Raw genomic sequence first — 24447 nt, 5'->3', positions numbered from 1 at the left:
AGGGTTACCCGATGGTGATGGATGCATCGCGCGCGCCATTTGACAACGGATGCCAACCTGAACAGACTCTCAGTACCTGAATCAGATCTCAGGTATCCCTTCCAATGGTGAAAGGCACGCACATGCGGGTTACGAAGAAGCTGCTCCCCGGGGTCGTGATGGCGATGGCCGCCACGGCCGCCCTGGCCCTGTCGGCGTGCGCGCCGACCACGGCCGCCCCCGACGCCTCCGGCTCGGGCGAGGCGGGCACCGCCGAGATCACGGTCGGCGTCATCACGAGCGAGACCGGACCCCTCGCCGGCTACGGCAAGCAGTACCTCGAGGGCGCCGCGCTCGGCGAGGACGAGCTCCTCGCGCACGCGCGCACCGAGCTCGCGGGCTTCAAAGTGCCCGTCCGCATCGCGTTCGTCGACGCGCTGCCCCGCTCGACGATCGAGAAGCTCGCCCGTTCCCGGCTGCGTGAGCAAGCCACCGCCCTGATCAAGGAGACCGCGCATGAGCACCACTGACGCCTTCGCTGCGGGAGTCGGCTTCGAACCGAGCGAACCGCCGGCGCCCACGGCGGCACTGTCGGCGACCGGCAAGCCGCTCACCAAGCGCGGTGAGGCGACCCGCCGGAAGCTCCTCGAAGCGGCCGAGGAGGTGTTCGCGAGCCTCGGGTATCACGAGGCATCCATCGTGAAGATCACCGAGCGCGCCGGCATCGGTCTCGGCACCTTCTACCTCTACTTCGACAGCAAGCAGCAGATCTTCGAAGAGCTCGTGGTCGACCTGAACCGGCGCGTGCGCCACTCGATGGCCGAGGCGATGGCGGGAGCGGACAACCGCATCGACGCCGAGCGGGCGGGCTTCGAGGGGTTCTTCCGGTTCACGGCCGCCCACCCGGCGCTCTACCGGATCGTCCGCGAGGCCGAGTTCGTCTCGCCCGACATGCTGCGCCTGCACTACACGCGCATCGTCGAAGGCTACGAGGCGGGCCTGCGCGCAGCCCAGCGGGACGGCGACGTCGACGCGGCGCTCGACCCCGAGGTGACCGCCTGGGCGCTCATGGGCGCGGGCGAGCTCATCGGCATGCGCTTCCTGCTCTGGGAGCGCGACGGCGCGGGGCGGCCGCCCGAGGCGATGCCCGACGAGATCATCGACCACATGATGCGGTTCATCCGCAACGCCCTCGCCGTGCGCGGCGCGGGCGCGACAGAGGGGAACACGGATGCCTGAGCAGGACCTCCAGGGCAAGCGCGCGCTGGTCACGGGCGGCGCGAGCGGGATCGGGCTCGCGTGCGTGCGCGAGTTCGCCGGGCGCGGGGCGACGGTGATCGTCGCCGACTTCAACGCCGACGCCGCGCAGACGGTCGCGGCCGAGGTCGGGGGAGAGGCCTGGGTCGTCGACCTCGCCGACACCGCCGCGCAGGAGGATCTCGCGCTCGACGTCGACATCCTGGTGAACAACGCCGGCATCCAGACGGTCGCGCCCATCCACGAGTTCGATCCCGAGCGCTGGCGCTTCATGCACCGGCTCATGGTCGAGTCGCCCTTCCTTCTCATTCGCGCCGCGCTGCCGGCCATGTACGAGCGCGGCTGGGGGCGCATCGTCAACATCTCGAGCGCGCACGGCCTGCGCGCGAGCGCCTACAAGTCGGCGTACGTCGCCGCCAAGCACGCCCTCGAAGGTCTGTCGAAGGTCACCGCGCTCGAGGGCGGCCCGCACGGCGTGACGAGCAACTGCATCAACCCCGCTTACGTGCGCACGCCGCTCGTTGAGAAGCAGATCGCCGACCAGGCGGTCGTGCACGGCATCGCCGAGAGCGAGGTCGTCGAGAAGATCATGCTCACGGAGTCGGTCATCAAGCGGCTCATCGAGGCCGAGGAGGTCGCCTCGCTCGCCGGCTGGCTCGTCTCCGACCGCGCCGGCATGGTGACCGGCGGCAGCTACACGATGGACGGCGGGTGGACGTCGCGATGAGTCGGCCCGTGCGCGCCGTCGCCGTGCCGGTCCCCGGCGGCGATCTGCAGGTGGGTGTGTGGGATGCCCGTGACGCGGGCGGCGGCCAGGACGCCGTCGACGAGCGGGGGAGGCAGGACCGCGGAAGGCAGGGGCAGGCGGCGCACGAGGACGCGGCGCCGACGATCCTCGCGATCCACGGTGTCACGTCGTCGCACCTCGCGTGGGAACTGCTGGCCGACGAACTGCCGGACGTGCGGATCGTCGCGCCGGATCTCCGCGGCCGCGGCCGCAGCAACGAGCTGGTCGGGCCCGCCGGGATGGCGCGGCACGCCGACGATCTCGCCGCCGTGTCGGCCGCGCTCGGGCTCGGCCCGGTCGTCGTCGTCGCGCACTCGATGGGCGCGTTCGTCGCGATGGCCTTCGCGGCGCGGCATCCCGAGCTCGTGTCGCGGCTCGTGCTCGTCGACGGGGGACTGCCCCTCGACGCGCCCGCCGGGCTCGACGCCGACGCGCTCGTCGCGGCGATCCTCGGGCCGACCGCCGCGCGGCTCACGCTGCGCTTCGACTCGACCGAGGACTACCTCGACTTCTGGCGCTCGCACCCCGCGTTCCAGGACGACTGGTCGCCCGCGCTCGAGCGCTACCTCGCGTACGACCTCGTGCCGGAGGCGGCCGAGGGTGCGGCGGCGGGCTCCGCCGAGCCGCCGCGGCTGCGTCCGGCGACGTCCTACGCTACGACGGTCGAGGACACGATCGATATGAACACGACCACGACGGTCGTCGACGCGGTCGCCGCTCTCGATCGCCCCGCCACGCTCGTGACCGTGCCGCGGGGCCTGCAGAACGAGGAACCCGGCCTCTACGCCGAGCCGTACCTCGAGGGGCTGCTCGCCGCGCATCCGGCGATCGCACACGAGCGCTGGCCGGAGTTCAACCACTACACCGTGGTGCTGAGCGTCGCCGGCGCCGAGCGGCTCGCCGGGCTCGTGCGGGCGGAGCTGGCGGTCACCGCGGCGGCCGGCTGATCGGCTCTCAGCGGGCACCCGCGGCGACGCGGGTCGAGAGCTGGTGCGCGTGGCCGAGCAGCAGGCGGCCGAGTTCGGCGATGCGCTCAGGCGTGAAGCGGAACTGCACCCCGGTGAGGCTCAGCGCCCACTGCGGATGGCCCGAGCGGCTGAACACCGCGGCGCCGAGACCGTAGCTGCCCTCGACGATGAGCCCGGGGTTCAGCGCGAACCCGCGCTCCTGCGTCTCACGCAGCCGAGCGCGCAGTCGCGGTTCGGCGTGCGCGCCCCCGTAGCGCTCGGCGAGTTCGGGATGCCGTTCGAAGTACGCGTCCACATCGTGGGACGGCAGGAACGCGAGGATGGCGAGCCCCGCCGAGGCGACGCCGAGCGGGAAGCGCACGCCCTCCGACAGGACGAACGAGCGGATCGGAAAGCTCCCGTCCTCGCGGATCAGGCACACCGTCTCGTCGCCGCGGCGCACCGAGAGGAACGCGCTCTCCTCGGTGCGCACCGCGAGCGAGCGCACGATGTCGCGCGCGATGTTCGTGATGTCGTAGCGGGATGCCGCGACGGTGCCCATCAGGTAGAGCTCGGGCCCCGGCATCCACCGCCCCGTCTGTTCGTCCTGGTCGACGAGTCCCTCGTGCCGCAGCGCGGCCAGCAGGCGGTGCGTCGTCGGGCGGGTGAGGTCGGCGCGGCGGGCGAGCTCGGCGACGGTGATGCCGTCGTCGCCCGCACCGGTGACGAGGCGCAGGAGCGCCGCCGCGCGGGCCACCGCCTGCGCGCCGGGCACGGTACGGGTGGCGGCGCTGTCCATGATGTGGACACTACGCGCCCGATCGCCCACATCGCAAACGACCGCGTGCGCGGGTGCGCGCCGGGGGCGCACGATGGAGGTGCGACACGAACGAAGGAGTACACGTGATCGACAAGACCTACGCCTCGGCAGCCGAGGCGGTCGCCGACATCCCCGACGGGGCGTCCCTCGCCGTCGGCGGGTTCGGGCTCTCCGGCAATCCCATCGCCCTCATCGAGGCGCTCCTCGCGCAGGGCACGCGCGAGCTGTCGATCGTCTCGAACAACTGCGGCGTCGACGACTGGGGGCTCGGCGTGCTGCTGAATGCCCAGCGCATCCGCAAGATGACCTCGTCGTACGTCGGTGAGAACAAGGAGTTCGAGCGGCAGTTCCTCTCCGGCGAGCTCGAGCTCGAGCTCACACCGCAGGGCACCCTCGCGGAGAAGCTGCGTGCCGGGGGAGCGGGCATCGCCGCGTTCTACACGCAGACCGGCGTCGGCACCCAGGTCGCGGAGGGCGGTCTGCCGCGGCGTTACAACGGCGCCGGCGGGGTGGCCGTGGCGTCCCCGCAGAAGGACGTCCGCACCTTCGCACCCGGCGGCGCCGAGGGCGAGTACGTGCTCGAAGAGGCGATCCTCACGGACTACGCGCTCGTGCACGCGGCGCGCGGCGACGTGCACGGCAACCTCGTGTTCAACAAGGCGGCTCGCAACTTCAACCCGCTCGCCGCGATGGCCGGCCGGGTCTGCATCGCGCAGGTCGAGGAGCTCGTGCCGGCGGGGGAGCTCGACCCCGACAGCATCCACCTGCCCGGCATCTACGTGCACCGCATCGTCGAGGTGGGCACCGACATCGAGAAGCGCATCGAACGCCGCACCGTCACCGTCGCCGACGCGCTGACGAACCCCGACGGCACGCCGCGCGAGATTCCCGAAGGAGCCTGACATGGCACTCACCCGCAACGAGATGGCCGCGCGCGCCGCGGCGGAGCTCTCCGACGGCTCGTACGTGAACCTCGGCATCGGCCTGCCGACCCTCGTGCCGAACTACGTGCCTGACGGCGTCACCGTCGTGCTGCAGTCGGAGAACGGCATCCTGGGTGTCGGTCCGTACCCGACCGAGGAGAACGTCGACCCCGACCTCATCAACGCCGGCAAGGAGACCGTAACGGTGCTCCCGGGCGCCTCGTACTTCGACTCGGCGACGAGCTTCGGCATGATCCGCGGCGGCAAGATCGACGCGGCGATCCTCGGCGCGATGCAGGTGTCGGCCACCGGCGACCTCGCCAACTGGATGATCCCCGGGAAGATGGTCAAGGGTCCGGGCGGGGCGATGGATCTCGTCCACGGCGCCGGGCGGGTCATCGTGCTCATGGAGCACGTCGCCCGCGACGGGTCGGCGAAGATCGTCGACGCGTGCTCGCTGCCCCTCACCGGGCGCGGCGTGGTCGATCGGATCATCACCGATCTCGCCGTCATCGATGTGACCGATGATGGACTCGTGCTCGTCGAGACCGCGCCGGGCGTCACCGTCGACGAGGTCGTCGCGGCCACCGAGCCCGCCCTCCGCATCGCCGACTCGCTGAAGGAGATCGCATGACCGACCGCACCGCCACCGACGACATCGTGATCGTCGCCGCCGCTCGCACGCCGCAGGGCCGCCTGAAGGGGCAGCTCGCCTCGTTCACGGCGCCGCAGCTCGGCGGGTTCGCGATCGCCGGTGCCCTCGCCCAGGGCGGCATCGACCCCGCCGACGTCGACGCCGTGATCCTCGGCCAGGTGCTGCCCGCCGGGTCGGGCCAGAACCCGGCCCGTCAGGCGGCCCTCGCCGGTGGACTCGGGCGGGACGTTCCCGCGTCGGGCGTCAACAAGGTGTGCCTGTCGGGCCTCACCGCGATCATCGACGCGAAGCGCATGATCGCCACCGGCGACGCTCGCGTCGTCGTCGCGGGCGGCATGGAGTCGATGACCCGCGCCCCGCACCTGCTGATGGGTTCGCGCGACGGCTGGTCGTACGGCTCCGTCGAGGTGCTCGACCACATGGCGTACGACGGGCTGACGGATGCCTACGACCGAGAGTCGATGGGCGCCTCCACCGAGCGACTGAACCCGACGTTCGAGATCACTCGCGCCGCTCAAGACGAGGTCGCGGCCCTCTCGCACCAGCGCGCCGCCGCGGCGCAGGCGGACGGCCTGTTCGACGCCGAGATCGTCGCGGTGGAGGTCCCGCAGCGGAAGGGCGCCGCGATCACGGTGACGACCGACGAGGGCATCCGCCCGGACACGACCGTCGAGACGCTCGCGGCGCTCCGGCCTGCATTCGCCGCCGACGGCACGATCACGGCGGGGAACGCCTCGCAGATCTCCGACGGCGCGGCCGCCGTCGTGCTGACGACCCGCGCGCACGCCGACGAGCGCGGCTGGACGGTGCTCGCGGTGGTCGGTGCGGCCGGTCAGGTCGCGGGGCCCGACAACTCGCTGCACGCGCAGCCCGCCCGGGCGATCGAGCAGGCCCTCGAGCGCCAGCACCTGCAGGCGAGCGACCTCGACCTCGTCGAGATCAACGAGGCGTTCGGCGCCGTGGTCGTGCACTCCGAGGCGGAGCTCGGGCTCTCGTCCGACGTCGTGAACGTGCACGGCGGGGGAATCGCGCTCGGGCATCCGATCGGGGCCTCGGGCGCACGACTGGTCGTGCACGCCGTGCACGAGCTGGTGCGTCGCGGCGGCGGCACCGCCGCGGTGGGCCTGTGCGGAGGCGGTGGCCAGGGAGAGGCGCTGATCCTCACCCGCTGATCGTCATCGGCTTCGCGCCGGCGACGGGGAACCTCGCCGGCGTTAGGCTCGAAACGTGACCACGATCTCGCCCCTGCGCGCGTCGGACCGCTCCGAGTGGGGCGAGCTCTGGGAGCAGTACCTGACCTTCTACGAGAGCGAGCTCGATCCTGCGGTGACGGAGGACGTGTTCGCGCGCCTCGTCGCCGGCGACGGCTACCTGGAGGACCTCTTCGTGGCGCCGGACGTCCGAGGCGGCGGCGTCGGCTCGGCGCTCATCGCGCAGGTGCGGACGGCGGCGACGGATGCCGGTGCCCACAAGGTCTACTGGCTCACCCAGTCGGGCAACGCCACCGCGCGTCGCCTGTACGATTCGCTCGCGACCGATACCGGTTTCGTGCACTACCAGATGGAGTTGTGACATGTGCTACCCCGTGAGCTGCGACACCTGCGGCAAGACCACTTGGGCCGGCTGCGGCGAGCACGTCGACGCCGCCCTCGCCGGCGTCGCGGCGGACGCCCGCTGCACCTGCCCGCGCTGATCACGGGTTGACCCCGCGCGCGGCCCGCGCGAGTCAGGCCCGGCCCGTCAGCGGTCGAGGTGCTTCTTCAGCAGCGCGTGCTGCTCGCTGCTCGAGACGGGGGAGTCGCCGGCGACGAGCTTGCCCTTCGACGCGCGGTAGGTGTCGACGATCGTGCCGATCGACAGGGCCAGCGTGATGCCCCAGCTGAGCCAGGCGAGCGCCTGCCGCCAGGTGAACGGCACATCGCCGCGCGCGCCGCGCAGGAGCGCCATCCCGCTCCTCACGGCGGAGATGATCCCGGTTCCGAACAGGTACTTTCGCATGACTCCACGTTAGCCTGGAAGAACGCCTGCCGAGAGGAACCGTGTGAGCGCGCACGCCGCCGAACCGCCCGTGGGGGCCGACTTCGTCGTCGTCTCCAACCGCCTTCCCGTCGATCGTTCGACCGATGACGGCGGCTGGCGCCGCTCACCCGGCGGCCTCGTCGCGGCGCTCGAGCCGATGATCCAGTCCACCGGCGGCGCTTGGGTGGGCTGGCCCGGCCAGCCCGACATCGAGGTCGATCCGTTCTCGTTCGACGGGATGGAGCTCGTGCCGGTCTCCCTCTCCACCGACGACGTGGAGCTCTTCTACGAGGGCTTCTCCAACGACACCATCTGGCCGCTCTACCACGACGTGATCTCGCCGCCGGCCTACCACCGCGAGTGGTGGGAGGCGTACGTGCGCGTCAACGAGCGGTTCGCGAAGGCGGCCGCGTCGGTCGCCGCACCGGATGCCACGGTGTGGGTCCACGACTATCAGCTGCAGCTCGTGCCCCGCATGCTGCGCGAGCTCCGCCCCGACGTCGTGATCGGCTACTTCCACCACATCCCGTTCCCCGCCTACGGCATCTACGCCCAGTTGCCGTGGCGCACGCAGGTGATCGAGGGACTCCTCGGCGCCGACGTGATCGGCTTCCAGCGGGTCGCCGACGCCGGCAACTTCGCGCGCGCGGTGCGGCGCCGGCTCGGCTACGAGACGAAGGCCGGATCGATCCGGGTGCCGACGCCGGACGGCGGGGTGCGCACCGCAGTCGCGAAGGCCTACCCGATCTCGATCGACGCCGCGGTGTACGACGAGCTCGCCCGGCGCCCGGAGGTGCAGGGGCGGGCGAGGGAGATCCGCGCGAGCCTCGGCGACCCGGCGGTCGTGCTCTTCGGCGTCGACCGGCTCGACTACACGAAGGGCATCGGCCACCGGCTGAAGGCCTACGGCGAGCTCCTCGCCGAGCACCGCCTCGACGTCGAGGACGTCACCCTCGTGCAGGTCGCGAGCCCCAGCCGCGAGCGGGTCGCCGCCTACATGCAGCTGCGCGACGAGATCGAGCTGACCGTCGGTCGCATCAACGGCGATCACGACACGGTCGGCCACACGGCCATCCGCTACCTGCACCACGCCTACCCGCGGGAGGAGATGGTCGCCCTCTACCTCGCGGCGGACGTCATGCTCGTGACGGCCCTGCGGGATGGCATGAACCTCGTCGCGAAGGAGTACGTCGCGAGCCGTGTGGACGGTCGCGGCGTACTCGTTCTGAGCGAGTTCACCGGCGCCGCCGACGAGCTCACCCAGGCCGTCCGGGTGAACCCGCACGACATCGACGGGCTGAAGGACGCGATCATGACCGCGATCGAGATGCCCGAGCACGAGCAGCGGCGCCGCATGCGCGCGCTTCGCCGGCGCGTGCGCGATCACGACGTCGCGGCCTGGTCGCGCGCGTTCCTGCGCGACCTCGCGACCGTGCGCGGCGCACGGGACGCGGATGCCACGCCGCCGGCCGCGACCGAGGGGAAGGACCGCGGATGACTCCCGCCGACGCCGCCGAACCCACAGCCGGCCCCGCCGACCTCGCCGCCTCGGCCGACCCCGCCGCAGCGCTCCACGCCCTCGCGACGACGCCGCGGCTGCTCGTCGCGCTCGACTTCGACGGCACGCTCTCGCCGCTCGTCGACGACCCGATGTCGGCGCGGATGCTGCCGGCCGCCCGCGCGGCAGTCGACGCGCTCGTCGCCACACCGGAGACGACGGTCGCGTTCGTCTCGGGACGGAGCCTGCCCGATCTCCGGATCATCGCCGAGCACGACGACGACGCACGGGTGCTCCTGGTCGGATCGCACGGCGCCGAGCACTGGGTGCCCGGCGAAGGCGTGCTGCCGACCGCCGAGGACGCCGACGCGGTCGCTCTCCGGGATCGCCTTCGCGCCGAGGCCGAGAACCTCGTCGCCGGCATCCCGGGCGCCTGGATCGAGCCGAAGACGTTCGGCTTCGCCGTGCCCACCCGCACGGTCGCGCCCGCGGAGCGGGCCGGCGTCGAGGCATCCGTCGACGCGCTCGTCGCGGCCGAAGCCCCGCACTGGCGTCGCCGCACCGGCCACCACATCGTCGAGTACGCGTTCCGCGACGAGGGCAAGGATGCGGGCGTCGCGTGGCTCCGCGACCGCACGGATGCCACGGCGGTGCTGTTCGCCGGCGACGACGTCACCGACGAAGACGCCCTCCGCTCCCTCGTGCCGGGCGACGTCGGCGTGCGGGTCGGGGCGGGGGAGACCGCCGCGATCGTCCGCGTCGCGGGCATCCCCGAGCTCGCCGACCTGCTCGCGCGACTCGCGCAGGACCGCACCGCCACGCACGACCGCACGCTCGCGTACGAGCGCGGTGCGGCACGGGAATAGACTGCGGGAATGCCCGAGAACGACCCGACCATCGACATCAAGCCCCGCAGCCGAGCCGTCACCGACGGCATCGAGGCGACGACGAGCCGGGGCATGCTCCGCGCCGTCGGCATGGGCGATGAGGACTGGGACAAGCCCCAGATCGGCATCGCGTCCAGCTGGAACGAGATCACGCCGTGCAACCTCAGCCTCGACAGGCTCGCGCAGGGCGCGAAGGAGGGCGTGCACGCCGGCGGCGGCTACCCGCTGCAGTTCGGCACGATCTCGGTCTCGGACGGCATCTCGATGGGCCACGAGGGCATGCACTTCTCGCTCGTCAGCCGCGAGGTCATCGCCGACTCCGTCGAGACCGTCGTCATGGCGGAGCGCCTCGACGGCACCGTGCTCCTCGCCGGCTGCGATAAGTCGATCCCGGGCATGCTCATGGCCTCGGCGCGCCTCGACCTGTCGAGCGTGTTCCTCTACGCCGGCTCCATCGCGCCGGGCTGGGTGAAGCTCTCCGACGGCACCGAGAAGGACGTCACGATCATCGACTCGTTCGAGGCGGTCGGCGCATGCCTCGCGGGCAAGATGAGCCAGGAGGACCTCAAGCGCATCGAGTGCGCGATCGCCCCGGGGGAGGGCGCGTGCGGCGGCATGTACACCGCGAACACGATGGCCTCGGTCGCCGAGGCGCTCGGCCTCTCGCTGCCGGGCTCGGCCGCCCCGCCGTCGGCCGACCGCCGCCGCGATTACTTCGCGCACCGCTCGGGTGAGGCCGTCGTGAACCTCCTCCGCCAGGGGATCACGACCCGCGACATCCTGACGCCGGATGCCTTCGAGAACGCGATCGCGCTGGCGATGGCCCTCGGCGGCTCGACCAACGTCGTGCTGCACCTGCTGGCGATCGCCCGCGAGGCCGACGTCGACCTGAGCCTCAAGGACTTCAACCGGATCGGCGACAAGGTCCCGCACGTGGCCGACATGAAGCCGTTCGGCAAGTTCGTGATGAACGACGTCGACCGGCACGGCGGCATCCCGGTCATCATGAAGGCGATGCTCGACGAGGGTCTGCTGCACGGTGATGCGCTCACCGTCACCGGCAAGACGCTCGCCGAGAACCTCGAGGACCTCAACCCCGACCCCGTCGACGGCACGGTCATCCACACGTTCGACAATCCGATCCACAAGACCGGCGGCCTGACGATCCTGCACGGCTCGCTCGCCCCCGAGGGCGCGGTCGTGAAGACGGCCGGCTTCGACGCGTCGGTGTTCGAGGGACCGGCCCGGGTGTTCGAGCGCGAGCGCGCCGCGATGGACGCGCTCGAGGCGGGCGCCATCGACGCGGGCGACGTCATCGTGATCCGCTACGAAGGCCCCAAGGGCGGCCCCGGCATGCGCGAGATGCTCGCGATCACCGCCGCCATCAAGGGCGCGGGGCTCGGAAAAGATGTACTACTGTTGACGGACGGACGATTCTCAGGCGGCACAACCGGCCTGTGCATCGGCCACATAGCACCCGAAGCGGTGGACGCTGGTCCCATCGCCTTCGTGCGCGATGGTGATCTGATACGGGTCGATATCGCGGCTCGCACCCTCGACCTACTCGTCGACGAGGCAGAGCTGAGCTCCCGCCGGGACGGCTGGGAGCCCCTTCCTCCGCGCTATACCCGTGGCGTTCTGGCCAAGTACTCGAAGCTCGTGCACTCCGCTGCGGAGGGCGCGATCACGGGCTAGGCCCCGCTTTCCCGCCATCGATCACCCGAGGTCTCCTTCATGTCTGTCGACACTGCTGCGGCCGTTCCCCGGCCGCCCGCCCGCGCTGCCTCCGCTCCGGTGCTCTCCGGAGCCGCGGCCGTCGTCCGTTCGCTCGAATTGCTGGGGGTCACCGACGTGTTCGGCCTGCCCGGCGGCGCGATCCTCCCGGTCTACGACCCGCTCATGGACTCGACGGCGCTCCGCCACATCCTCGTCCGCCACGAGCAGGGCGCCGGTCACGCCGCCGAGGGTTACGCCTCGGCATCCGGCAAGGTCGGCGTCGCGATCGCGACCTCCGGACCGGGCGCCACGAACCTGGTGACGGCGATCGCCGACGCCTACATGGACTCCGTGCCCCTCCTCGCCATCACCGGCCAGGTCTTCTCGACGCTGATGGGCACGGACGCCTTCCAGGAGGCCGACATCGTCGGCATCACCATGCCGATCACGAAGCACTCCTTCCTCGTGAAGGATGCCTCGGAGATCCCCGGCGCGATCGCCGCGGCCTACGAGATCGCCTCGACCGGCCGCCCCGGCCCCGTGCTCGTGGACATCACGAAGGACGCGCAGCAGGCCGAGGTGCCCTTCGTCTGGCCGCCGCGCTATGACCTGCCCGGCTACCGCCCGGTCACGAAGGCGCATGGCAAGCAGATCCAGGCGGCGGCGCAGCTGCTGCAGTCGGCGAAGAAGCCGGTGCTCTACGTCGGCGGCGGCGTCGTGCGCGCGGGCGCCGCGGACGAGCTGCTCACCCTCGCCGAGACGACCGGCGCTCCCGTCGTCACGACGCTGATGGCCCGCGGCGCGTTCCCCGACTCGCACCCGCAGCACCTCGGTATGCCCGGCATGCACGGCACGGTGCCGGCGGTGCTCGCGCTGCAGGAGGCCGATCTGCTCGTGGCCCTCGGCGCGCGCTTCGACGACCGCGTGACCGGCAAGGCGGCGCTGTTCGCCCCGAACGCGCAGGTCGTGCACGTCGACATCGACCCGGCGGAGATCTCCAAGATCCGCACCGCCGACGTCCCGATCGTCGGCGACCTGAAGGAGGTGCTCGTCGACCTCGAGGCCGCCTACCGCGGCGCGGCGGAGGGCGCCGAGCCCGACACCGCCGAGTGGTGGTCGTACCTCGACGGCCTGCGCGACGAGTTCCCGCTCGGGTACACGCAGCCCACCGACGGTCTCATGTCGCCGCAGTACGTGATCTCGCGCATCGGCGAGCTCACCGGGCCCGAGGGCGTCTACGCCGCGGGCGTCGGTCAGCATCAGATGTGGGCGGCGCAGTTCATCAAGTACGAGCGCCCGAACGCGTGGCTCAACTCCGGCGGCGCCGGCACGATGGGCTACTCGGTGCCCGCCGCGATGGGCGCGAAGGTCGCCGAGCCCGAGCGCACCGTGTGGGCGATCGACGGCGACGGCTGCTTCCAGATGACCAACCAGGAGCTCGCGACCTGCGTCATCAACAACATCCCGATCAAGGTCGCGATCATCAACAACTCCTCGCTCGGCATGGTCCGGCAGTGGCAGGCGCTGTTCTACGACGGTCGCTTCTCGAACACCGACCTCAACACCGGTCACGACACCGTGCGGGTGCCCGACTTCGTGAAGCTCGCCGAGGCTTACGGATGCCTCGCGATGCGCGTCGAGAAGGAGGAGGACGTGGATGCCGCGATCCAGACCGCCCTCGCGACCAACGACCGGCCCGTCGTCATCGACTTCGTCGTGTCGGCCGACGCGATGGTGTGGCCGATGGTGCCGCAGGGCGTCAGCAACAGCTACGTCCAGTACGCGCGCGACCACGCGCCGACGTTCGATCAGGAGGCGTGACCGATGACCAAGCACGTGCTGAGCCTCCTTGTCGAAGACAAGCCGGGCCTGCTGACGCGCGTCGCGGGGCTCTTCGCCCGCCGCGGGTTCAACATCGATTCGCTCGCCGTGGGCGTCACCGAGGTGCCGGGCCTGTCCCGCATCACGGTCGTCGTCGACGTCGAGGGTCTGCCGCTCGAGCAGGTGACCAAGCAGCTGAACAAGCTCGTGAACGTCATCAAGATCGTGGAGCTCGAGCAGTCGGCATCCGTCCAGCGCGAGCACATGCTCATCAAGGTGCGCGCCGACAACCAGACCCGATCGAACGTGATCGAGGTCGTGAACCTCTTCCGCGCCTCGATCGTCGACTACGCCACCGACGCCCTCGTCATCGAGGTGACCGGCGACCGCGGCAAGGTCGATGCGCTCCTGCGCGCCCTCGAGCCCTTCGGTATCAAGGAGCTCGCGCAATCCGGCATGGTCGCCATCGGCCGTGGCGGCAAGTCCATCACCGAGCGGGTCCTCCGCAGCTGACTTTCGCACCAACACCAAGGAGAAACACACACCATGGCTGAGATCTTCTACGACTCCGACGCCGACCTGTCCGTCATCCAGGGAAAGAAGGTCGCGATCGTCGGCTACGGCTCGCAGGGCCACGCCCACGCGCAGAACCTTCGCGACTCGGGCGTCGAGGTCGTCATCGCCCTGAAGGAGGGCTCGAAGTCGGCTCCGAAGGCCCAGGAGGACGGGTTCGAGGTGCTCTCGGTCGCCGACGCCACCGCGTGGGCCGACCTCATCATGATCCTCGCGCCCGACCAGCATCAGCGCGGCATCTACAACGACGAGATCAAGCCGAACCTCACGCCCGGCAAGACGCTCGCCTTCGCGCACGGCTTCAACATCCGCTTCGGCTACATCGACGCGCCCGAGGGCGTCGACGTCATCCTCGTCGCGCCGAAGGCCCCGGGCCACACGGTGCGTCGCGAGTTCGTCGCCGGCCGTGGCATCCCCGACATCATCGCGGTGGAGAAGGATGCCTCGGGCCACGCCTGGGAGACCGCGCTCGCCTACGCGAAGGCGATCGGCGGCACCCGTGCCGGCGTTATCAAGACGACCTTCACCGAGGAGACCGAGACCGACCTGTTCGGCGAGCAGGCGGTGCTCTGCGGCGGCGTGTCGCAGCTCGTGCAGTACGGCTTCGAGACCCTGACCGAGGCGGGCTACCAGCCGCAGATCGCCTACTTCGAGGTGCTGCACGAGCTGAAGCTCATCGTCGACCTCATGTGGGAGGGCGGCATCGCCAAGCAGCGCTGGTCGGTCTCCGACACCGCCGAGTACGGCGACTACGTGTCGGGCCCGCGCGTGATCGACGAGCACGTCAAGGAGAACATGCAGGGCGTGCTCGCCGACATCCAGTCGGGAGCGTTCGCCGAGCGGTTCATCGCCGATCAGGATGCCGGTGCGCCCGAGTTCCTCGCCCTGCGCGAGAAGGCCGCCGGGCACCCGATCGAGCAGGTCGGCAAGGAGCTGCGCGCCCTCTTCGCCTGGAAGCAGCAGGACGAGGGCTACACCGAAGGCTCCGCCGCGCGCTGATCCTCGGCACCGGATCCCCTTGACCCTCGGCTCACCCGCCGAGTCTGTCGCTCATCGACGGGCGTCCGCGCCCTCTCGAGATGATCGTCACACGGCCCGGCCCTCCCACAAGGGGGCCGGGCCGTCGGCGTTGCCGTGGGGGCCGCCCTCCGCCGTTGCTCGTCGCCGCCGACATCGAGGCGGCCGTCCGCGCCGGGGCCGGGGGTGTGGTGATCGGCGCGCTGACGCCCGCCGGGGAGGCCGCGGGCAGGCGGGCCTCGACGCGCCGGCGGGCCCTGGCGGCGGCACCGCCGGGCACGACATCACCGACCCGGCGCTCGTCGTCGCGGCGGTGACCGCGACGCGGGGCTGATCGGCCGCTACGCTGAACCACGTGAACACGGGACGCGACGAAGACGCCCTCCGCTGGGACGGTGACGACGACCCGACGCTCGACGTCGGCACGCGCGCCGCGGCCCGCGAGGCCGGCGCCGGCTCGAATCGCGCCGTCGACCCGGCGGCCGCGGACGACCCGGCGGCGGAGGCCGACGACCCGGCGCAGCCGCTCGCACTGCCGGACGGCTTCCAGGCGGTCGGCAAGGACAGCGCGAAGGTCGGACACATCGAGAAGGACGGCACCGTCGTCATGCCCGGTGACACCGCGCCGATGTCGAGCCCGATGCTCATCACCCTCGGCATCCTCGCCGGCGTCTACCTGCTCTTCACGATCGGCTGGATCATCGGCGGCCTGCGCCTGCAGGGCACCGCGCACTTCCTGGTGAGCCCGATCGGCTACCAGGTCGCGCTGTGGCTCGCCGTCGCCGCCCCGGCGCTCTGGTTCGTGACCGCCTACGGGCTCACCCGGGCGTCGAAGAGCTGGGTGCGGATCGTGTGGCTCATCGCGGGCCTCGTCGTGCTCGTGCCGTGGCCGTTCATCATGGTCGGCGCGGTGGGGACGGTGGCGCGATGAACGCGCGCGCAGCGAAGTCGGCCGCGACCGAGGCGCACCGCGAGGCTGCGAAGACGCCGAAGCCCCGCATCATGCCGACGTGGGCGATAGTCACGATCTCGGTGATCTTCGGGCTGTTCTACGCCTACTTCGTCTGGAACGCCGTCGACTTCCTCATCACCCTCGCCTCCGGCACGCTGCCGCTGAACGGCTACGGCTGGTTCCTGCTGCTGTTCGCCGTGGTCTTTCCCCTCATCGCCTTCGGCATCGCCTTCGCGATCGGCTGGCGCCGCGTGGGGTGGGAGTTCGCTCTGGTGCTCCTCGCCGGGCTCGGCGTGGTCGCCGTCTTCTGGCTCGACGTGATCGCCTACAGCGCCACGAACGGCGCCTCGATGCTCGGCTGAGGGCCCTTCACACGGTCATCCGGCCCTCACCGGGGCCGCTAGGCTGGGCGTGTCTCGCCCCCGATGGCGTGCGGCGAGCGGTCCCACCCGTGCGCATCCGCGCGAAGCACCGAAGGTCTGCCGCCGTGTCCAAACCTGTCGTCCTCCTCGCCGAAGAACTCTCTCCCGCCACGATCGACGCGCTCGGTCCCGACTTCGAGATCCGCACCGTCGACGGCACCGACCGTCGCGCGCTCCTCTCCGCGATCTCCGACGCCGACGCGATCCTCGTGCGCTCGGCGACGAAAGTGGATGCCGAGGCCATCGCCGCGGCATCCCGCCTCAAGGTCGTCGCGCGCGCCGGCGTCGGTCTCGACAACGTCGACATCAAGGCGGCGACCGAGGCGGGCGTCATGGTCGTCAACGCCCCGACCTCGAACATCATCTCGGCCGCGGAGCTCACCGTCGGCCACATCCTGAGCCTCGCCCGGCATATCCCCGCCGCGCACGCGTCGCTGTCCGCCGGCGCGTGGAAGCGCAGCTCGTTCACCGGCACGGAGCTCTTCGAGAAGACCGTCGGCATCATCGGCCTCGGCCGCATCGGCGCGCTGATCACCGCGCGCCTGCAGGGCTTCGGGGTCACCGTCGTCGCCTACGACCCGTACGTGACTCCCGCGCGGGCGCAGCAGCTGGGGGTCACGCTGCTCGACCTCGACGAGCTGCTCGCCCAGAGCGACTTCGTCACGATCCACATGCCCAAGACCCCCGAGACGACCGGGATGATCGGCGCCGAGCAGTTCGCGCTGATGAAGCCGACCGCCTACGTCGTCAACGTCGCCCGCGGCGGCCTCATCGACGAGCAGGCGCTCTACACCGCTCTCACGACGGGCGAGATCGCCGGCGCCGGCCTCGACGTCTTCACGTCGGAGCCGCCGAAGGAGGACGGCACCGCGTTCCCGCTGCTGTCGCTGCCGAACGTCGTCGTGACGCCGCACCTCGGGGCATCCACCGATGAGGCCCAGGAGAAGGCGGGCATCTCCGTCGCGCGCTCGGTCAAGCTCGCCCTCGAGGGCGACCTCGTGCCCGACGCCGTCAACGTCGCCGGCGGGGTCATCGACCCGTTCGTCCGCCCCGGTATCGCGCTCGTCGAGCAGCTCGGGCAGGTCTTCTCGGGGCTCGCCGCGAGCGCGCTCACGAGCCTCGACATCGAGGTGCGCGGCGAGCTCGCCGCCTACGACGTGAGCGTGTACCGACTGGCCGCACTCAAGGGCATCCTGTCGAAGATCGTCAGCGAGAACGTCTCGTACGTCAACGCGCCGCTGTTCGCCGAGCAGCGGGGGATCGAGACGCGCATGATCGTCGAGGCCGACAGCCCGCTGTACCGCAACATCACGATCCTGCGGGGCACGCTCTCCGACGGGTCGGTGCTGACCGTCGCGGGCACTCTCGCGGGGACGCGGATGGTACCGAAGATCGTCGGGATCAACGGCTACGAGATCGAGGTGCCGATCGAGCAGCACCACGTCGTCATGCGCTACGCCGACCGCCCGGGCATCGTCGCGATCTACGGGCAGAAGCTCGGGGAGGCCGGCATCAACATCGCCGGGCTCTTCGTCGCGCAGCCGGATGCGTCGGGCCGCGCCCTGTCGGTGCTCACGGTCGACCAGCCCGTGCCCGAGGAGATCCTCGAGTCGATGCGCGCTGCCGTCGGCGCCGACCTCTTCCGCCAGATCGAGATCACCGAGGCCTGACCCGGGCCGCGCGGCGCGCGCGGGCGGGTCAGCGGACGGATGCCTCGACGAGGGCGACCAGCGCATCGAGGGCGGTACCGCGGGGGACGGGGCCGGCGACCGCCGTCTGCCCGGACAGGGCGTTGTTGTAGTACAGCCCGTCGCTGAGGAGGAGCACGAGCGCGAGGGAGGCCTCGTCGCGCACGTGCGGGCGGAGGGCCTCCGCCCAGCGGCCCCGCACGGAGCGGAGCGCCTCGGCGGCGCCGGGGTGCCCGCCCTGCGCGAGCCGCGCGGTCGCGATCAGGGCGCGATCGAGGGGATCGTCGTCCATCACCGAGGTGCGCAGGAAGAACGCGACGGGGCCGTCGGGGGAGGATGCCATCGCATCGAGGTCGTCGTCGACGAGCGTGTCGAGGCGCTCGAGGAGCCCCTGCTCGAGCGCATCCTTGGACGCGAAGTGGTACAGCAGTCCGCCCTTGGAGACGCCGGCGGTGCGCGCCGTGGCATCCATCGTCGCGGCGCGTTCGCCCTCGTCGACGAGCAGCTGCTCGAACGCGTCGAGCACGCTCTCCCGGGCGCGCGGCGGTCGTGCCATGGTCGTCGATCCTTCCCTGTGGGGTCCCTGCTCTGATACTATACCGGCTGGACGGTATAGAAAAGCCGCCGTCCGCAGCACGACAAAACACGGAACACGATGGAGCACGGAAGTGACGTTGACCGAAGAGATCACCCTGGCAGACGCGCGCGGGAAGCGTGTGGGCTGGCGCGGCTGGGCCGCGCTGGCGGTGCTCATGCTGCCCGTGCTGCTCGTCTCGGTCGACAACACGGTGCTGAGCTTCGCCCTGCCTGACATCGCACTCGCGCTCGGCCCCTCCAGCGCTCAGCAGCTGTGGATCATCGACGCCTATCCGCTCGTGCTCGCGGGCCTCCTCGTCACGATGGGCACCCTCGGCGACCGGTTCGGACGGCGACGGATGCTGCTGATCGGCGCAACCGGGTTCTCCGCCGTGTCGGTGCTCGCCGCCTTCGCGCCCTCGGCCGCCTGGCTCATCGCCGCCCGCGCCGGGATGGGCGTGTTCGGCGCGATGCTCATGCCCTCGACGCTGTCGCTGCTGCGCTCGATCTTCACCGACCGCGACCAGCGCCGCCTCGCGATCGCCGTCTGGGCGACGATGTTCTCCGCCGGCGCCGCGCTCGGCCCGATCGTGGGCGGCTTCCTGCTCGAGCACTTCTCCTGGGGATCGGTCTTCCTCATGTCGGTGCCGGTGCTGCTGCCCCTCCTCGTCTTCGCGCCGCTGCTGGTGCCCGAGAGCCGCGACCCGCACCCGGGACCCATCGACCCGCTCAGCATCGCGCTGTCGATGCTGACGATGGTGCCGATCGTCTCTGCGATCAAGGAGGTCGCGGTGCACGGCTTCGGCCCGCTGCCGGTCGTGCTCGCGGTCGCGGGCATCGGGTTCGGCGTGCTCTTCGTTCGCCGTCAGCTCGCCGCGCGCACCCCGATGCTCGACATGCGGCTGTTCTCGCGCGGCACGTTCAGCGGTGCGCTGCTCGTGAACCTCCTGAGCGTGCTCTCGCTCGTCGGATTCCTCTACTTCGTCGCGCAGCACCTGCAGCTGATCGTCGGCCTCTCGCCCATGGAGGCGGGCTTCGCGCTCGTGCCCGGCATGCTCGCCATGATCATCGCGGGCCTCGTGGTCGTGCCGATCGCACGCCGCGTGTCGCCGCGCATCGTAGTGCCGGTCGCGCTGTCGTTCTCGGTCGTGGCGTACCTGCTGGTCCCCGGCGCCGTCGGGGACGGCGCGCTCGCTCTCCTCATCGCCGCGTTCACCCTCCTCGGCATCGGTATCGGCGCGGCCGAGACGGTCTCCAACGACCTCATCCTCTCCAGCGCCCCGCCGGAGAAGGCGGGCGCCGCCAGCGCCGTGTCGGAGACCGCCTACGAGGTCGGCGCCGTGCTCGGCACCGCCATCCTCGGAGGCATCCTCACCGCCGCCTACCGCGCCGGGATCGTGCTGCCCGCCGGGGTCACGGGCGCCGCCGCCGATGCCGCGCGGGAGACGCTCGCCGGCGCGATGCGCGTCGCCGAGACCCTCGACGCCGCGACCGGCGACGCCCTGCGCCTCGCCGCGGCGCACGCGTTCGACGCGGGCGTGACGACCACCGCCCTCATCGGCGCCGTGCTCGTGACGATCGCCGCCGTCATCGCGGCCACTACGCTGAAGGGGTCCCGCACCGCGCACGTCGAGCACTGACCGCCAGCGCCGGCGGCGCGGTCCCCGCTCTACCCGCAGGAGATCCATGTCGCGCGTCATCAGGTTGGCCGTCATCCCTGGTGACGGCATCGGCCCCGAGGTCATCGCCGAGGCGGAGAAGGTGCTGGATGCCGCGACCGCGAGTTCCGACGTCGAGATCGAGAAGATCCGGTTCTCGCTCGGCGCCGCGCGCTACCTCGAGACCGGCGACACGCTCTCGGACGACGGCCTCACGGCGATCGCCGGCACCGACGCGATCCTCCTCGGCGCCGTCGGGGGAGTCCCCGGTGACCCGCGCCTGAAGGACGCGAACATCGAGCGTGGCCTGCTGCTGAAGCTGCGCTTCGCGCTCGACCACTACGTCAACCTGCGGCCCGCGAAGCTCTACGCGGGCGTTCCCGGCCCGCTCGCCGACCCGGGCGAGATCGACTTCGTCGTGGTCCGGGAAGGCACCGAAGGGCCGTACGTCGGCAACGGCGGATCGATCCGCACCGGCACGGTGCACGAGGTGGCGAACGAGACCTCCGTCAACACGGCGTACGGCGTGGAGCGGGTCGTGCGCTACGCGTTCGCCCTCGCCGAGCGGCGCCGGAACAGGCTGACCCTCGTGCACAAGACGAACGTGCTCGTCAACGCGGGCGGCATGTGGAAGCGGATCGTGGATGCCGTGGCACTCGAACACCCCGCTGTCGCCGTAGACTATGCCCACGTCGATGCCGCCACCATCCATCTGGTCACGAACCCGGGTCGCTTCGACGTGATCGTCACCGACAACCTCTTCGGCGACATCCTCACCGACCTGGCCGGCGCCGTCACCGGAGGCATCGGCCTTGCCGCATCGGGGAACATCAACCCCGACGGTACGTTCCCCTCGATGTTCGAGCCCGTGCACGGCTCGGCGCCGGACATCGCGGGCACCCAGCAGGCCGACCCCACGGCCGCGATCCTCTCCGTCGCCCTTCTGCTCGATCACCTCGGGCTCGGGGCCGAGTCCGCGCGCGTCACCCGCGCCGCCGAGAGCGACATCGCGAAGCGGGGCACGACCCCGCGCACCACCGCCGAGGTCGGCGACGCCATCGCCCGGGCGCTGCAGGCGTAGCCTCAGAACCGGGATACGACACCCGAGACCGCACTGAAACCAGGGATGACCATGACCCTCACCTACGACCCCGACGCCGGGCTCGCCCCGCTCGAGTTCTCCGTCTCCAAGAACCTCAATGCCAAGAACGACGCCGAGCGCGCCGAGCTGCTCGCCGACCCGCAGTTCGGCACGGCGTTCACCGACCACATGATCGACGTGTGCTGGTCGGTGCGCGGCGGCTGGCACCGTCCGCGCGTGCAGCCGTACGGCCCCCTCTCGCTCGACCCGGCCGCCGCGGTGCTGCACTACGGCCAGGAGATCTTCGAGGGCATCAAGGCGTACCGCCACGCTGACGGCTCGATCCACACCTTCCGACCCGACCAGAACGGCAAGCGCCTGCAGCGCAGCGCCCGGCGCCTGGCGCTGCCGGAGCTTCCGGTCGAGTACTTCATCCAGTCGCTGCGCGAACTCATCGCCGTCGACGGCGCGTGGGTGCCGTCGGGGGCCGACCAGAGCCTGTACCTGCGGCCGTTCATGATCGCGAAGGAGGCCTTCCTCGGCGTCCGCCCCGCGAACAAGGTCGGCTACTACGTCATCGCCTCGCCGGTCGGCGGCTACTTCAAGGGCGGCGCGAAGCCGGTCTCGATCTGGCTCAGCGAGGACTACGCGCGCGCCGGCAAGGGCGGCACGGGTGCGGCGAAGACCGGCGGCAACTACGCCGCGAGCCTCCTGCCGCAGGCCGAGGCGTACGAGCAGGGCTGCGATCAGGTCGTCTTCCTCGACCAGGACCGCAACGTCGAGGAGCTCGGCGGCATGAACGTCGTGTTCGTCTATAAGGACGGCACGATCGTCACCCCGCAGTCCGAGTCGATCCTCGAGGGCATCACGCGCGACTCGATCCTGCAGCTCGCCGCCGATCGCGGGCACAAGGTCGAGGGTCGCGCGGTCTCGATCGACGAGTGGCGCCAGGGTGTGGCATCCGGTGACATCGTCGAGGTGTTCGCGTGCGGCACCGCCGCGGTCGTCGCGCCGATCGGCGTGCTGAAGGGCGCGGACTTCATCGACGAGCAGCCTCTCGGCGAGCTCGCCCTGTCGCTGCGCGAGGAGCTCACCGACATCCAGTACGGCCGCCGTGAAGACACGCACGGCTGGCTCGTGCGGCTGGACGGCTGAGATGCGCATCGCCCGCTTCGCCCACCAGGACGCGATCCGGTTCGGGATCGTCGACGGCACCGACCTCGTGGTGCTCGCCGGCGATCCGCTGTTCGCCGGCTTCGAGACGACGGGGGAGCGGGTGCCGCTCGGCGAGGCGGCGCTGCTCGCCCCCGTCATCCCGCGCTCGAAGGTCATCGGCATCGCCCGCAACTACCGCGACCACGCCGCCGAGCTCGGCAACGAGGTGCCGGCGGAGCCGATGATGTTCCTGAAGCCCAACACGTCGGTCATCGGACCGGGCGACGCCATCGTGCGCCCGCCGCAGTCGAAGCGCACCGATTACGAGGGCGAGCTCGCCGCGGTGATCGGACGCGTCGCGAAGAACGTGTCGACCGAGGATGCCTTGGACTATATCTTCGGCTACACGATCGGCAACGACGTGACCGCCCGCGATCTGCAGAAGACCGACGGGCAGTGGGCGCGGGCGAAGGGCTTCGATACGTTCTGCCCGCTGGGTCCGGCGATCGAGACCGAGTTCACGCCGTCGGGCGACGTGCGGATCATCACGCGCGTCAACGGCGAGGTGCGCCAGGACGGCACGCTCGGCGAGATGGTGCACTCGGTCGCCGAGTGCATCTCGTACGCGTCGCATGCGTTCACGCTGCTGCCCGGCGACGTGATCCTTGCCGGCACGCCGGCGGGCGTCGGACCGTTCGTCGCCGGGGACACCGTCGAAGTGGAGATCACGGGGCTCGGGGTCCTCCGGAACCCGGTCCGCGACGCCGGATGATGCCCGCGGCCTCGCCGGTCACCGGCGAAGCCGCCGAGATCGCCCGCGTCCAGCGGCGCACGGTGCGCGTGCTGGCCGCCGGTCAGGTGCTCGGCGGCATCGCGTTCGGTGCGACGGTGTCGCTCGGCGCGCTGCTGGCGGCGGACCTGTCGGGTCAGGATGCGCTGTCGGGCCTCGCCACGGCCTCCGTCACGCTCGGCGCGTCACTGTGCGCGATCCCGCTCGCCCGTCTCGCCGCCCGGCGCGGCCGGCGCGTCGCGCTCACGCTCGGCAACCTGTTCGCCCTCGTCGGCATCGCGGTGGTCATCACGGCCGCGTCGCTGCGGCTGTTCCCCCTGCTGATCGTCGGGGTCATCCTGATCGGTGCGGGCAACGCCGGCAATCTGCAGTCGCGGTTCGCCGCGACCGACCTCGCCGACACCGGTCGTCGCGGGCGCGACCTCGGCACGGTGGTCTGGGCGACGACGGTCGGCGCCGTCGCCGGGCCGCTCCTGCTCACCCCCGGTGAGGCCGTCGGAGAGCTGCTCGGCATGCCGCCGCTGACCGGTTCGTACGCATTCTCGATCGTCGCGCAGATCGCCGCGTTCGTGCTGTACCTCACTGCGCTCCGGCCCGATCCGCTCCTCACGGCGCAGCGGCTCGCGCAGAGCGGCGAGGCACGCCGCGAGCACATCGTCGAGACCGACCGGCCCGTCGCGGCGCGCTACGCGATCTTCGCCGTCGCAGGGTCGCACGTGGTCATGGCCTCCGTCATGGCGATGACGCCGATCCACCTCGCGCACCTCGCGCCCGATCACGTGACGCTCGTGGTCGGCACGACGATCGCGCTGCACGTCTTCGGGATGTACGGGCTCTCGCCGGTCTTCGGCGTGCTCGCCGACCGCGTCGGACGGATCGCGACGATCATGCTCGGCCAGGCGCTGCTCGCCGCGTCGCTCGTGCTCGCGGCCGTCGCACCGGACGCCCAGGTCGCGGTCGTCGTCGCGCTGTTCCTGCTCGGGGCGGGATGGAGCGCCGCGACCGTCGCGGGCGCGGCATTGCTCACCGAGAGCACGCTCACGGCGCTCCGCCCGCGGCGCCAGGGCATCAGCGACACCGTCATGACCTTCAGCGCGGCGGTCGGAGCGGTGCTGGCGGGGCTCGTGCTCGCGTGGATCGGCTACGGCGGGCTCGCGCTCGTCGCTCTCGTCATCGTCGTCGCGGTGACGGTGCTCGCCCCGTACGCCCGGCGCGGTTGACCCTGC

Annotated in this window: 25 protein-coding genes; 22 read left to right on the top strand and 3 right to left on the bottom strand. The window is 71.2% G+C overall.

Features of this window, described 5'->3' with window-relative positions:
• Positions 1 to 122: 122 nt before the first annotated feature.
• The 4 genes from FHX68_RS15715 to FHX68_RS03990 are packed head-to-tail and all read left to right on the top strand — an operon-like array spanning position 123 to position 2970.
• On the top strand, positions 123 to 509 hold the full coding sequence (locus FHX68_RS15715) for a hypothetical protein (protein WP_229661498.1): 387 nt from the start codon (positions 123 to 125) through the stop codon (positions 507 to 509).
• Complete coding sequence (locus FHX68_RS04000) at positions 496 to 1218, top strand: TetR/AcrR family transcriptional regulator (protein WP_141379007.1); 723 nt, start codon at positions 496 to 498, stop codon at positions 1216 to 1218. Before FHX68_RS15715 ends, FHX68_RS04000 begins: the two co-directional genes overlap by 14 nt.
• Positions 1211 to 1963: a 3-hydroxybutyrate dehydrogenase gene (locus FHX68_RS03995; RefSeq protein WP_141379009.1), complete on the top strand. Its 753-nt coding sequence runs from the start codon at positions 1211 to 1213 to the stop codon at positions 1961 to 1963. Before FHX68_RS04000 ends, FHX68_RS03995 begins: the two co-directional genes overlap by 8 nt.
• Positions 1964 to 1971: 8 nt before the next feature.
• Positions 1972 to 2970: an alpha/beta hydrolase gene (locus tag FHX68_RS03990; protein WP_229661497.1), complete on the top strand. Its 999-nt coding sequence runs from the start codon at positions 1972 to 1974 to the stop codon at positions 2968 to 2970.
• A 7-nt stretch (positions 2971 to 2977) separates the two neighbouring features.
• Here FHX68_RS03990 and FHX68_RS03985 read toward each other — a convergent pair whose 3' ends face one another.
• Positions 2978 to 3769: an IclR family transcriptional regulator gene (locus FHX68_RS03985; RefSeq protein ID WP_141379011.1), complete on the bottom strand. Its 792-nt coding sequence runs from the start codon at positions 3767 to 3769 to the stop codon at positions 2978 to 2980.
• 104 nt (positions 3770 to 3873) lie between these two features.
• Here FHX68_RS03985 and FHX68_RS03980 point away from each other — a divergent pair, with 104 nt between their 5' ends.
• From FHX68_RS03980 to FHX68_RS03965, 4 genes are read left to right on the top strand one after another with little or no spacing between them, the layout of a single operon-like run.
• A complete protein-coding gene (locus FHX68_RS03980; protein ID WP_141379013.1) occupies positions 3874 to 4692 on the top strand; it encodes a CoA transferase subunit A in 819 nt (272 codons plus the stop codon).
• A gap of 1 nt (position 4693) precedes the next feature.
• Complete coding sequence (locus FHX68_RS03975) at positions 4694 to 5347, top strand: CoA transferase subunit B (protein ID WP_174799057.1); 654 nt, start codon at positions 4694 to 4696, stop codon at positions 5345 to 5347.
• Positions 5344 to 6540 (top strand): acetyl-CoA C-acetyltransferase, encoded by a 1197-nt coding sequence (locus FHX68_RS03970; RefSeq protein ID WP_141379015.1) that lies wholly within the window; start codon positions 5344 to 5346, stop codon positions 6538 to 6540. Before FHX68_RS03975 ends, FHX68_RS03970 begins: the two co-directional genes overlap by 4 nt.
• Positions 6541 to 6595: 55 nt before the next feature.
• Positions 6596 to 6940, top strand: coding sequence for a GNAT family N-acetyltransferase (locus FHX68_RS03965; RefSeq protein ID WP_141379017.1), 345 nt, complete (start codon positions 6596 to 6598; stop codon positions 6938 to 6940).
• Positions 6941 to 7108: 168 nt separating this feature from the next.
• Here FHX68_RS03965 and FHX68_RS03960 read toward each other — a convergent pair whose 3' ends face one another.
• Entirely contained in the window at positions 7109 to 7366 is a 258-nt protein-coding gene (locus FHX68_RS03960; protein ID WP_141379019.1) for a hypothetical protein, read from the bottom strand.
• A gap of 43 nt (positions 7367 to 7409) precedes the next feature.
• On the opposite strand from FHX68_RS03960, the gene FHX68_RS03955 reads away from it, so the two are divergent.
• The 9 genes from FHX68_RS03955 (at position 7410) to serA (ending at position 17943) form a co-directional block, all read left to right on the top strand.
• Positions 7410 to 8885 carry an alpha,alpha-trehalose-phosphate synthase (UDP-forming) gene (locus tag FHX68_RS03955; RefSeq protein ID WP_141379020.1) on the top strand — a complete coding sequence of 492 codons (1476 nt, stop codon included), beginning with the start codon at positions 7410 to 7412 and terminating at the stop codon, positions 8883 to 8885.
• Positions 8882 to 9751 (top strand): trehalose-phosphatase, encoded by an 870-nt coding sequence (gene otsB / locus FHX68_RS03950; protein ID WP_141379022.1) that lies wholly within the window; start codon positions 8882 to 8884, stop codon positions 9749 to 9751. The genes FHX68_RS03955 and otsB overlap by 4 nt, the downstream gene beginning before the upstream one ends.
• Positions 9752 to 9760: 9 nt before the next feature.
• Positions 9761 to 11467 carry a dihydroxy-acid dehydratase gene (gene ilvD / locus FHX68_RS15465; protein WP_141379024.1) on the top strand — a complete coding sequence of 569 codons (1707 nt, stop codon included), beginning with the start codon at positions 9761 to 9763 and terminating at the stop codon, positions 11465 to 11467.
• Between the two features lie 39 nt (positions 11468 to 11506).
• Entirely contained in the window at positions 11507 to 13309 is a 1803-nt protein-coding gene (locus FHX68_RS15460; protein WP_141379026.1) for an acetolactate synthase large subunit, read from the top strand.
• Positions 13310 to 13312: 3 nt separating this feature from the next.
• Complete coding sequence (ilvN, locus tag FHX68_RS03940; protein ID WP_141379028.1) at positions 13313 to 13822, top strand: acetolactate synthase small subunit; 510 nt, start codon at positions 13313 to 13315, stop codon at positions 13820 to 13822.
• 33 nt (positions 13823 to 13855) lie between these two features.
• Complete coding sequence (gene ilvC / locus FHX68_RS03935; protein WP_141379030.1) at positions 13856 to 14881, top strand: ketol-acid reductoisomerase; 1026 nt, start codon at positions 13856 to 13858, stop codon at positions 14879 to 14881.
• Between the two features lie 373 nt (positions 14882 to 15254).
• Positions 15255 to 15830, top strand: a complete 576-nt coding sequence (locus FHX68_RS03925) for a DNA polymerase III subunit gamma/tau (protein ID WP_141379032.1) — start codon at positions 15255 to 15257, stop codon at positions 15828 to 15830.
• Positions 15827 to 16213, top strand: a complete 387-nt coding sequence (locus FHX68_RS03920; protein ID WP_141379034.1) for a bacitracin resistance protein — start codon at positions 15827 to 15829, stop codon at positions 16211 to 16213. The genes FHX68_RS03925 and FHX68_RS03920 overlap by 4 nt, the downstream gene beginning before the upstream one ends.
• Before the next feature lie 125 nt (positions 16214 to 16338).
• Complete coding sequence (gene serA, locus FHX68_RS03915; protein ID WP_141379036.1) at positions 16339 to 17943, top strand: phosphoglycerate dehydrogenase; 1605 nt, start codon at positions 16339 to 16341, stop codon at positions 17941 to 17943.
• Between the two features lie 28 nt (positions 17944 to 17971).
• On the opposite strand, the gene FHX68_RS03910 is transcribed toward serA, so the two are convergent.
• Positions 17972 to 18517 carry a TetR/AcrR family transcriptional regulator gene (locus FHX68_RS03910; protein WP_141379038.1) on the bottom strand — a complete coding sequence of 182 codons (546 nt, stop codon included), beginning with the start codon at positions 18515 to 18517 and terminating at the stop codon, positions 17972 to 17974.
• 112 nt (positions 18518 to 18629) lie between these two features.
• On the opposite strand from FHX68_RS03910, the gene FHX68_RS03905 reads away from it, so the two are divergent.
• Genes FHX68_RS03905 through FHX68_RS03885 form a run of 5 tightly spaced genes read left to right on the top strand, consistent with a single transcriptional unit; the run spans position 18630 to position 24441 of the window.
• Positions 18630 to 20177: an MFS transporter gene (locus FHX68_RS03905; RefSeq protein WP_229661496.1), complete on the top strand. Its 1548-nt coding sequence runs from the start codon at positions 18630 to 18632 to the stop codon at positions 20175 to 20177.
• Between the two features lie 46 nt (positions 20178 to 20223).
• A complete protein-coding gene (locus tag FHX68_RS03900; RefSeq protein ID WP_141379042.1) occupies positions 20224 to 21276 on the top strand; it encodes a 3-isopropylmalate dehydrogenase in 1053 nt (350 codons plus the stop codon).
• 51 nt (positions 21277 to 21327) lie between these two features.
• Entirely contained in the window at positions 21328 to 22431 is a 1104-nt protein-coding gene (locus tag FHX68_RS03895) for a branched-chain amino acid aminotransferase (RefSeq protein ID WP_141379044.1), read from the top strand.
• 1 nt (position 22432) lies between these two features.
• A complete protein-coding gene (locus FHX68_RS03890; RefSeq protein WP_141379046.1) occupies positions 22433 to 23203 on the top strand; it encodes a fumarylacetoacetate hydrolase family protein in 771 nt (256 codons plus the stop codon).
• Positions 23203 to 24441: an MFS transporter gene (locus FHX68_RS03885; RefSeq protein WP_141379141.1), complete on the top strand. Its 1239-nt coding sequence runs from the start codon at positions 23203 to 23205 to the stop codon at positions 24439 to 24441. The genes FHX68_RS03890 and FHX68_RS03885 overlap by 1 nt, the downstream gene beginning before the upstream one ends.
• The last annotated feature ends 6 nt before the right edge of the window (positions 24442 to 24447 follow it).

The organism is Microbacterium lacticum (genome assembly GCF_006716815.1).
GTDB lineage: Bacteria > Actinomycetota > Actinomycetes > Actinomycetales > Microbacteriaceae > Microbacterium > Microbacterium lacticum.
The sequence above is the reverse complement of the archived record's forward strand: the minus strand, read 5'-3'. Positions and strand labels throughout refer to the sequence as shown.

Coding starts and splice junctions, on each gene's coding strand:
- FHX68_RS03960 (WP_141379019.1), bottom strand. CDS start 7,366: ATGCGAAAGTACCTGTTCGGAACCGGGATCATCTCCGCCGTGAGGAGC.
- ilvN (WP_141379028.1), top strand. CDS start 13,313: ATGACCAAGCACGTGCTGAGCCTCCTTGTCGAAGACAAGCCGGGCCTG.
- ilvC (WP_141379030.1), top strand. CDS start 13,856: ATGGCTGAGATCTTCTACGACTCCGACGCCGACCTGTCCGTCATCCAG.
- FHX68_RS03900 (WP_141379042.1), top strand. CDS start 20,224: ATGTCGCGCGTCATCAGGTTGGCCGTCATCCCTGGTGACGGCATCGGC.
- FHX68_RS03910 (WP_141379038.1), bottom strand. CDS start 18,517: ATGGCACGACCGCCGCGCGCCCGGGAGAGCGTGCTCGACGCGTTCGAG.
- ilvD (WP_141379024.1), top strand. CDS start 9,761: ATGCCCGAGAACGACCCGACCATCGACATCAAGCCCCGCAGCCGAGCC.
- otsB (WP_141379022.1), top strand. CDS start 8,882: ATGACTCCCGCCGACGCCGCCGAACCCACAGCCGGCCCCGCCGACCTC.
- FHX68_RS04000 (WP_141379007.1), top strand. CDS start 496: ATGAGCACCACTGACGCCTTCGCTGCGGGAGTCGGCTTCGAACCGAGC.
- FHX68_RS03895 (WP_141379044.1), top strand. CDS start 21,328: ATGACCCTCACCTACGACCCCGACGCCGGGCTCGCCCCGCTCGAGTTC.
- FHX68_RS03975 (WP_174799057.1), top strand. CDS start 4,694: ATGGCACTCACCCGCAACGAGATGGCCGCGCGCGCCGCGGCGGAGCTC.
- FHX68_RS15460 (WP_141379026.1), top strand. CDS start 11,507: ATGTCTGTCGACACTGCTGCGGCCGTTCCCCGGCCGCCCGCCCGCGCT.
- FHX68_RS03970 (WP_141379015.1), top strand. CDS start 5,344: ATGACCGACCGCACCGCCACCGACGACATCGTGATCGTCGCCGCCGCT.
- FHX68_RS03885 (WP_141379141.1), top strand. CDS start 23,203: ATGCCCGCGGCCTCGCCGGTCACCGGCGAAGCCGCCGAGATCGCCCGC.
- FHX68_RS03995 (WP_141379009.1), top strand. CDS start 1,211: ATGCCTGAGCAGGACCTCCAGGGCAAGCGCGCGCTGGTCACGGGCGGC.
- FHX68_RS03985 (WP_141379011.1), bottom strand. CDS start 3,769: ATGGACAGCGCCGCCACCCGTACCGTGCCCGGCGCGCAGGCGGTGGCC.
- FHX68_RS03890 (WP_141379046.1), top strand. CDS start 22,433: ATGCGCATCGCCCGCTTCGCCCACCAGGACGCGATCCGGTTCGGGATC.
- FHX68_RS15715 (WP_229661498.1), top strand. CDS start 123: ATGCGGGTTACGAAGAAGCTGCTCCCCGGGGTCGTGATGGCGATGGCC.
- FHX68_RS03920 (WP_141379034.1), top strand. CDS start 15,827: ATGAACGCGCGCGCAGCGAAGTCGGCCGCGACCGAGGCGCACCGCGAG.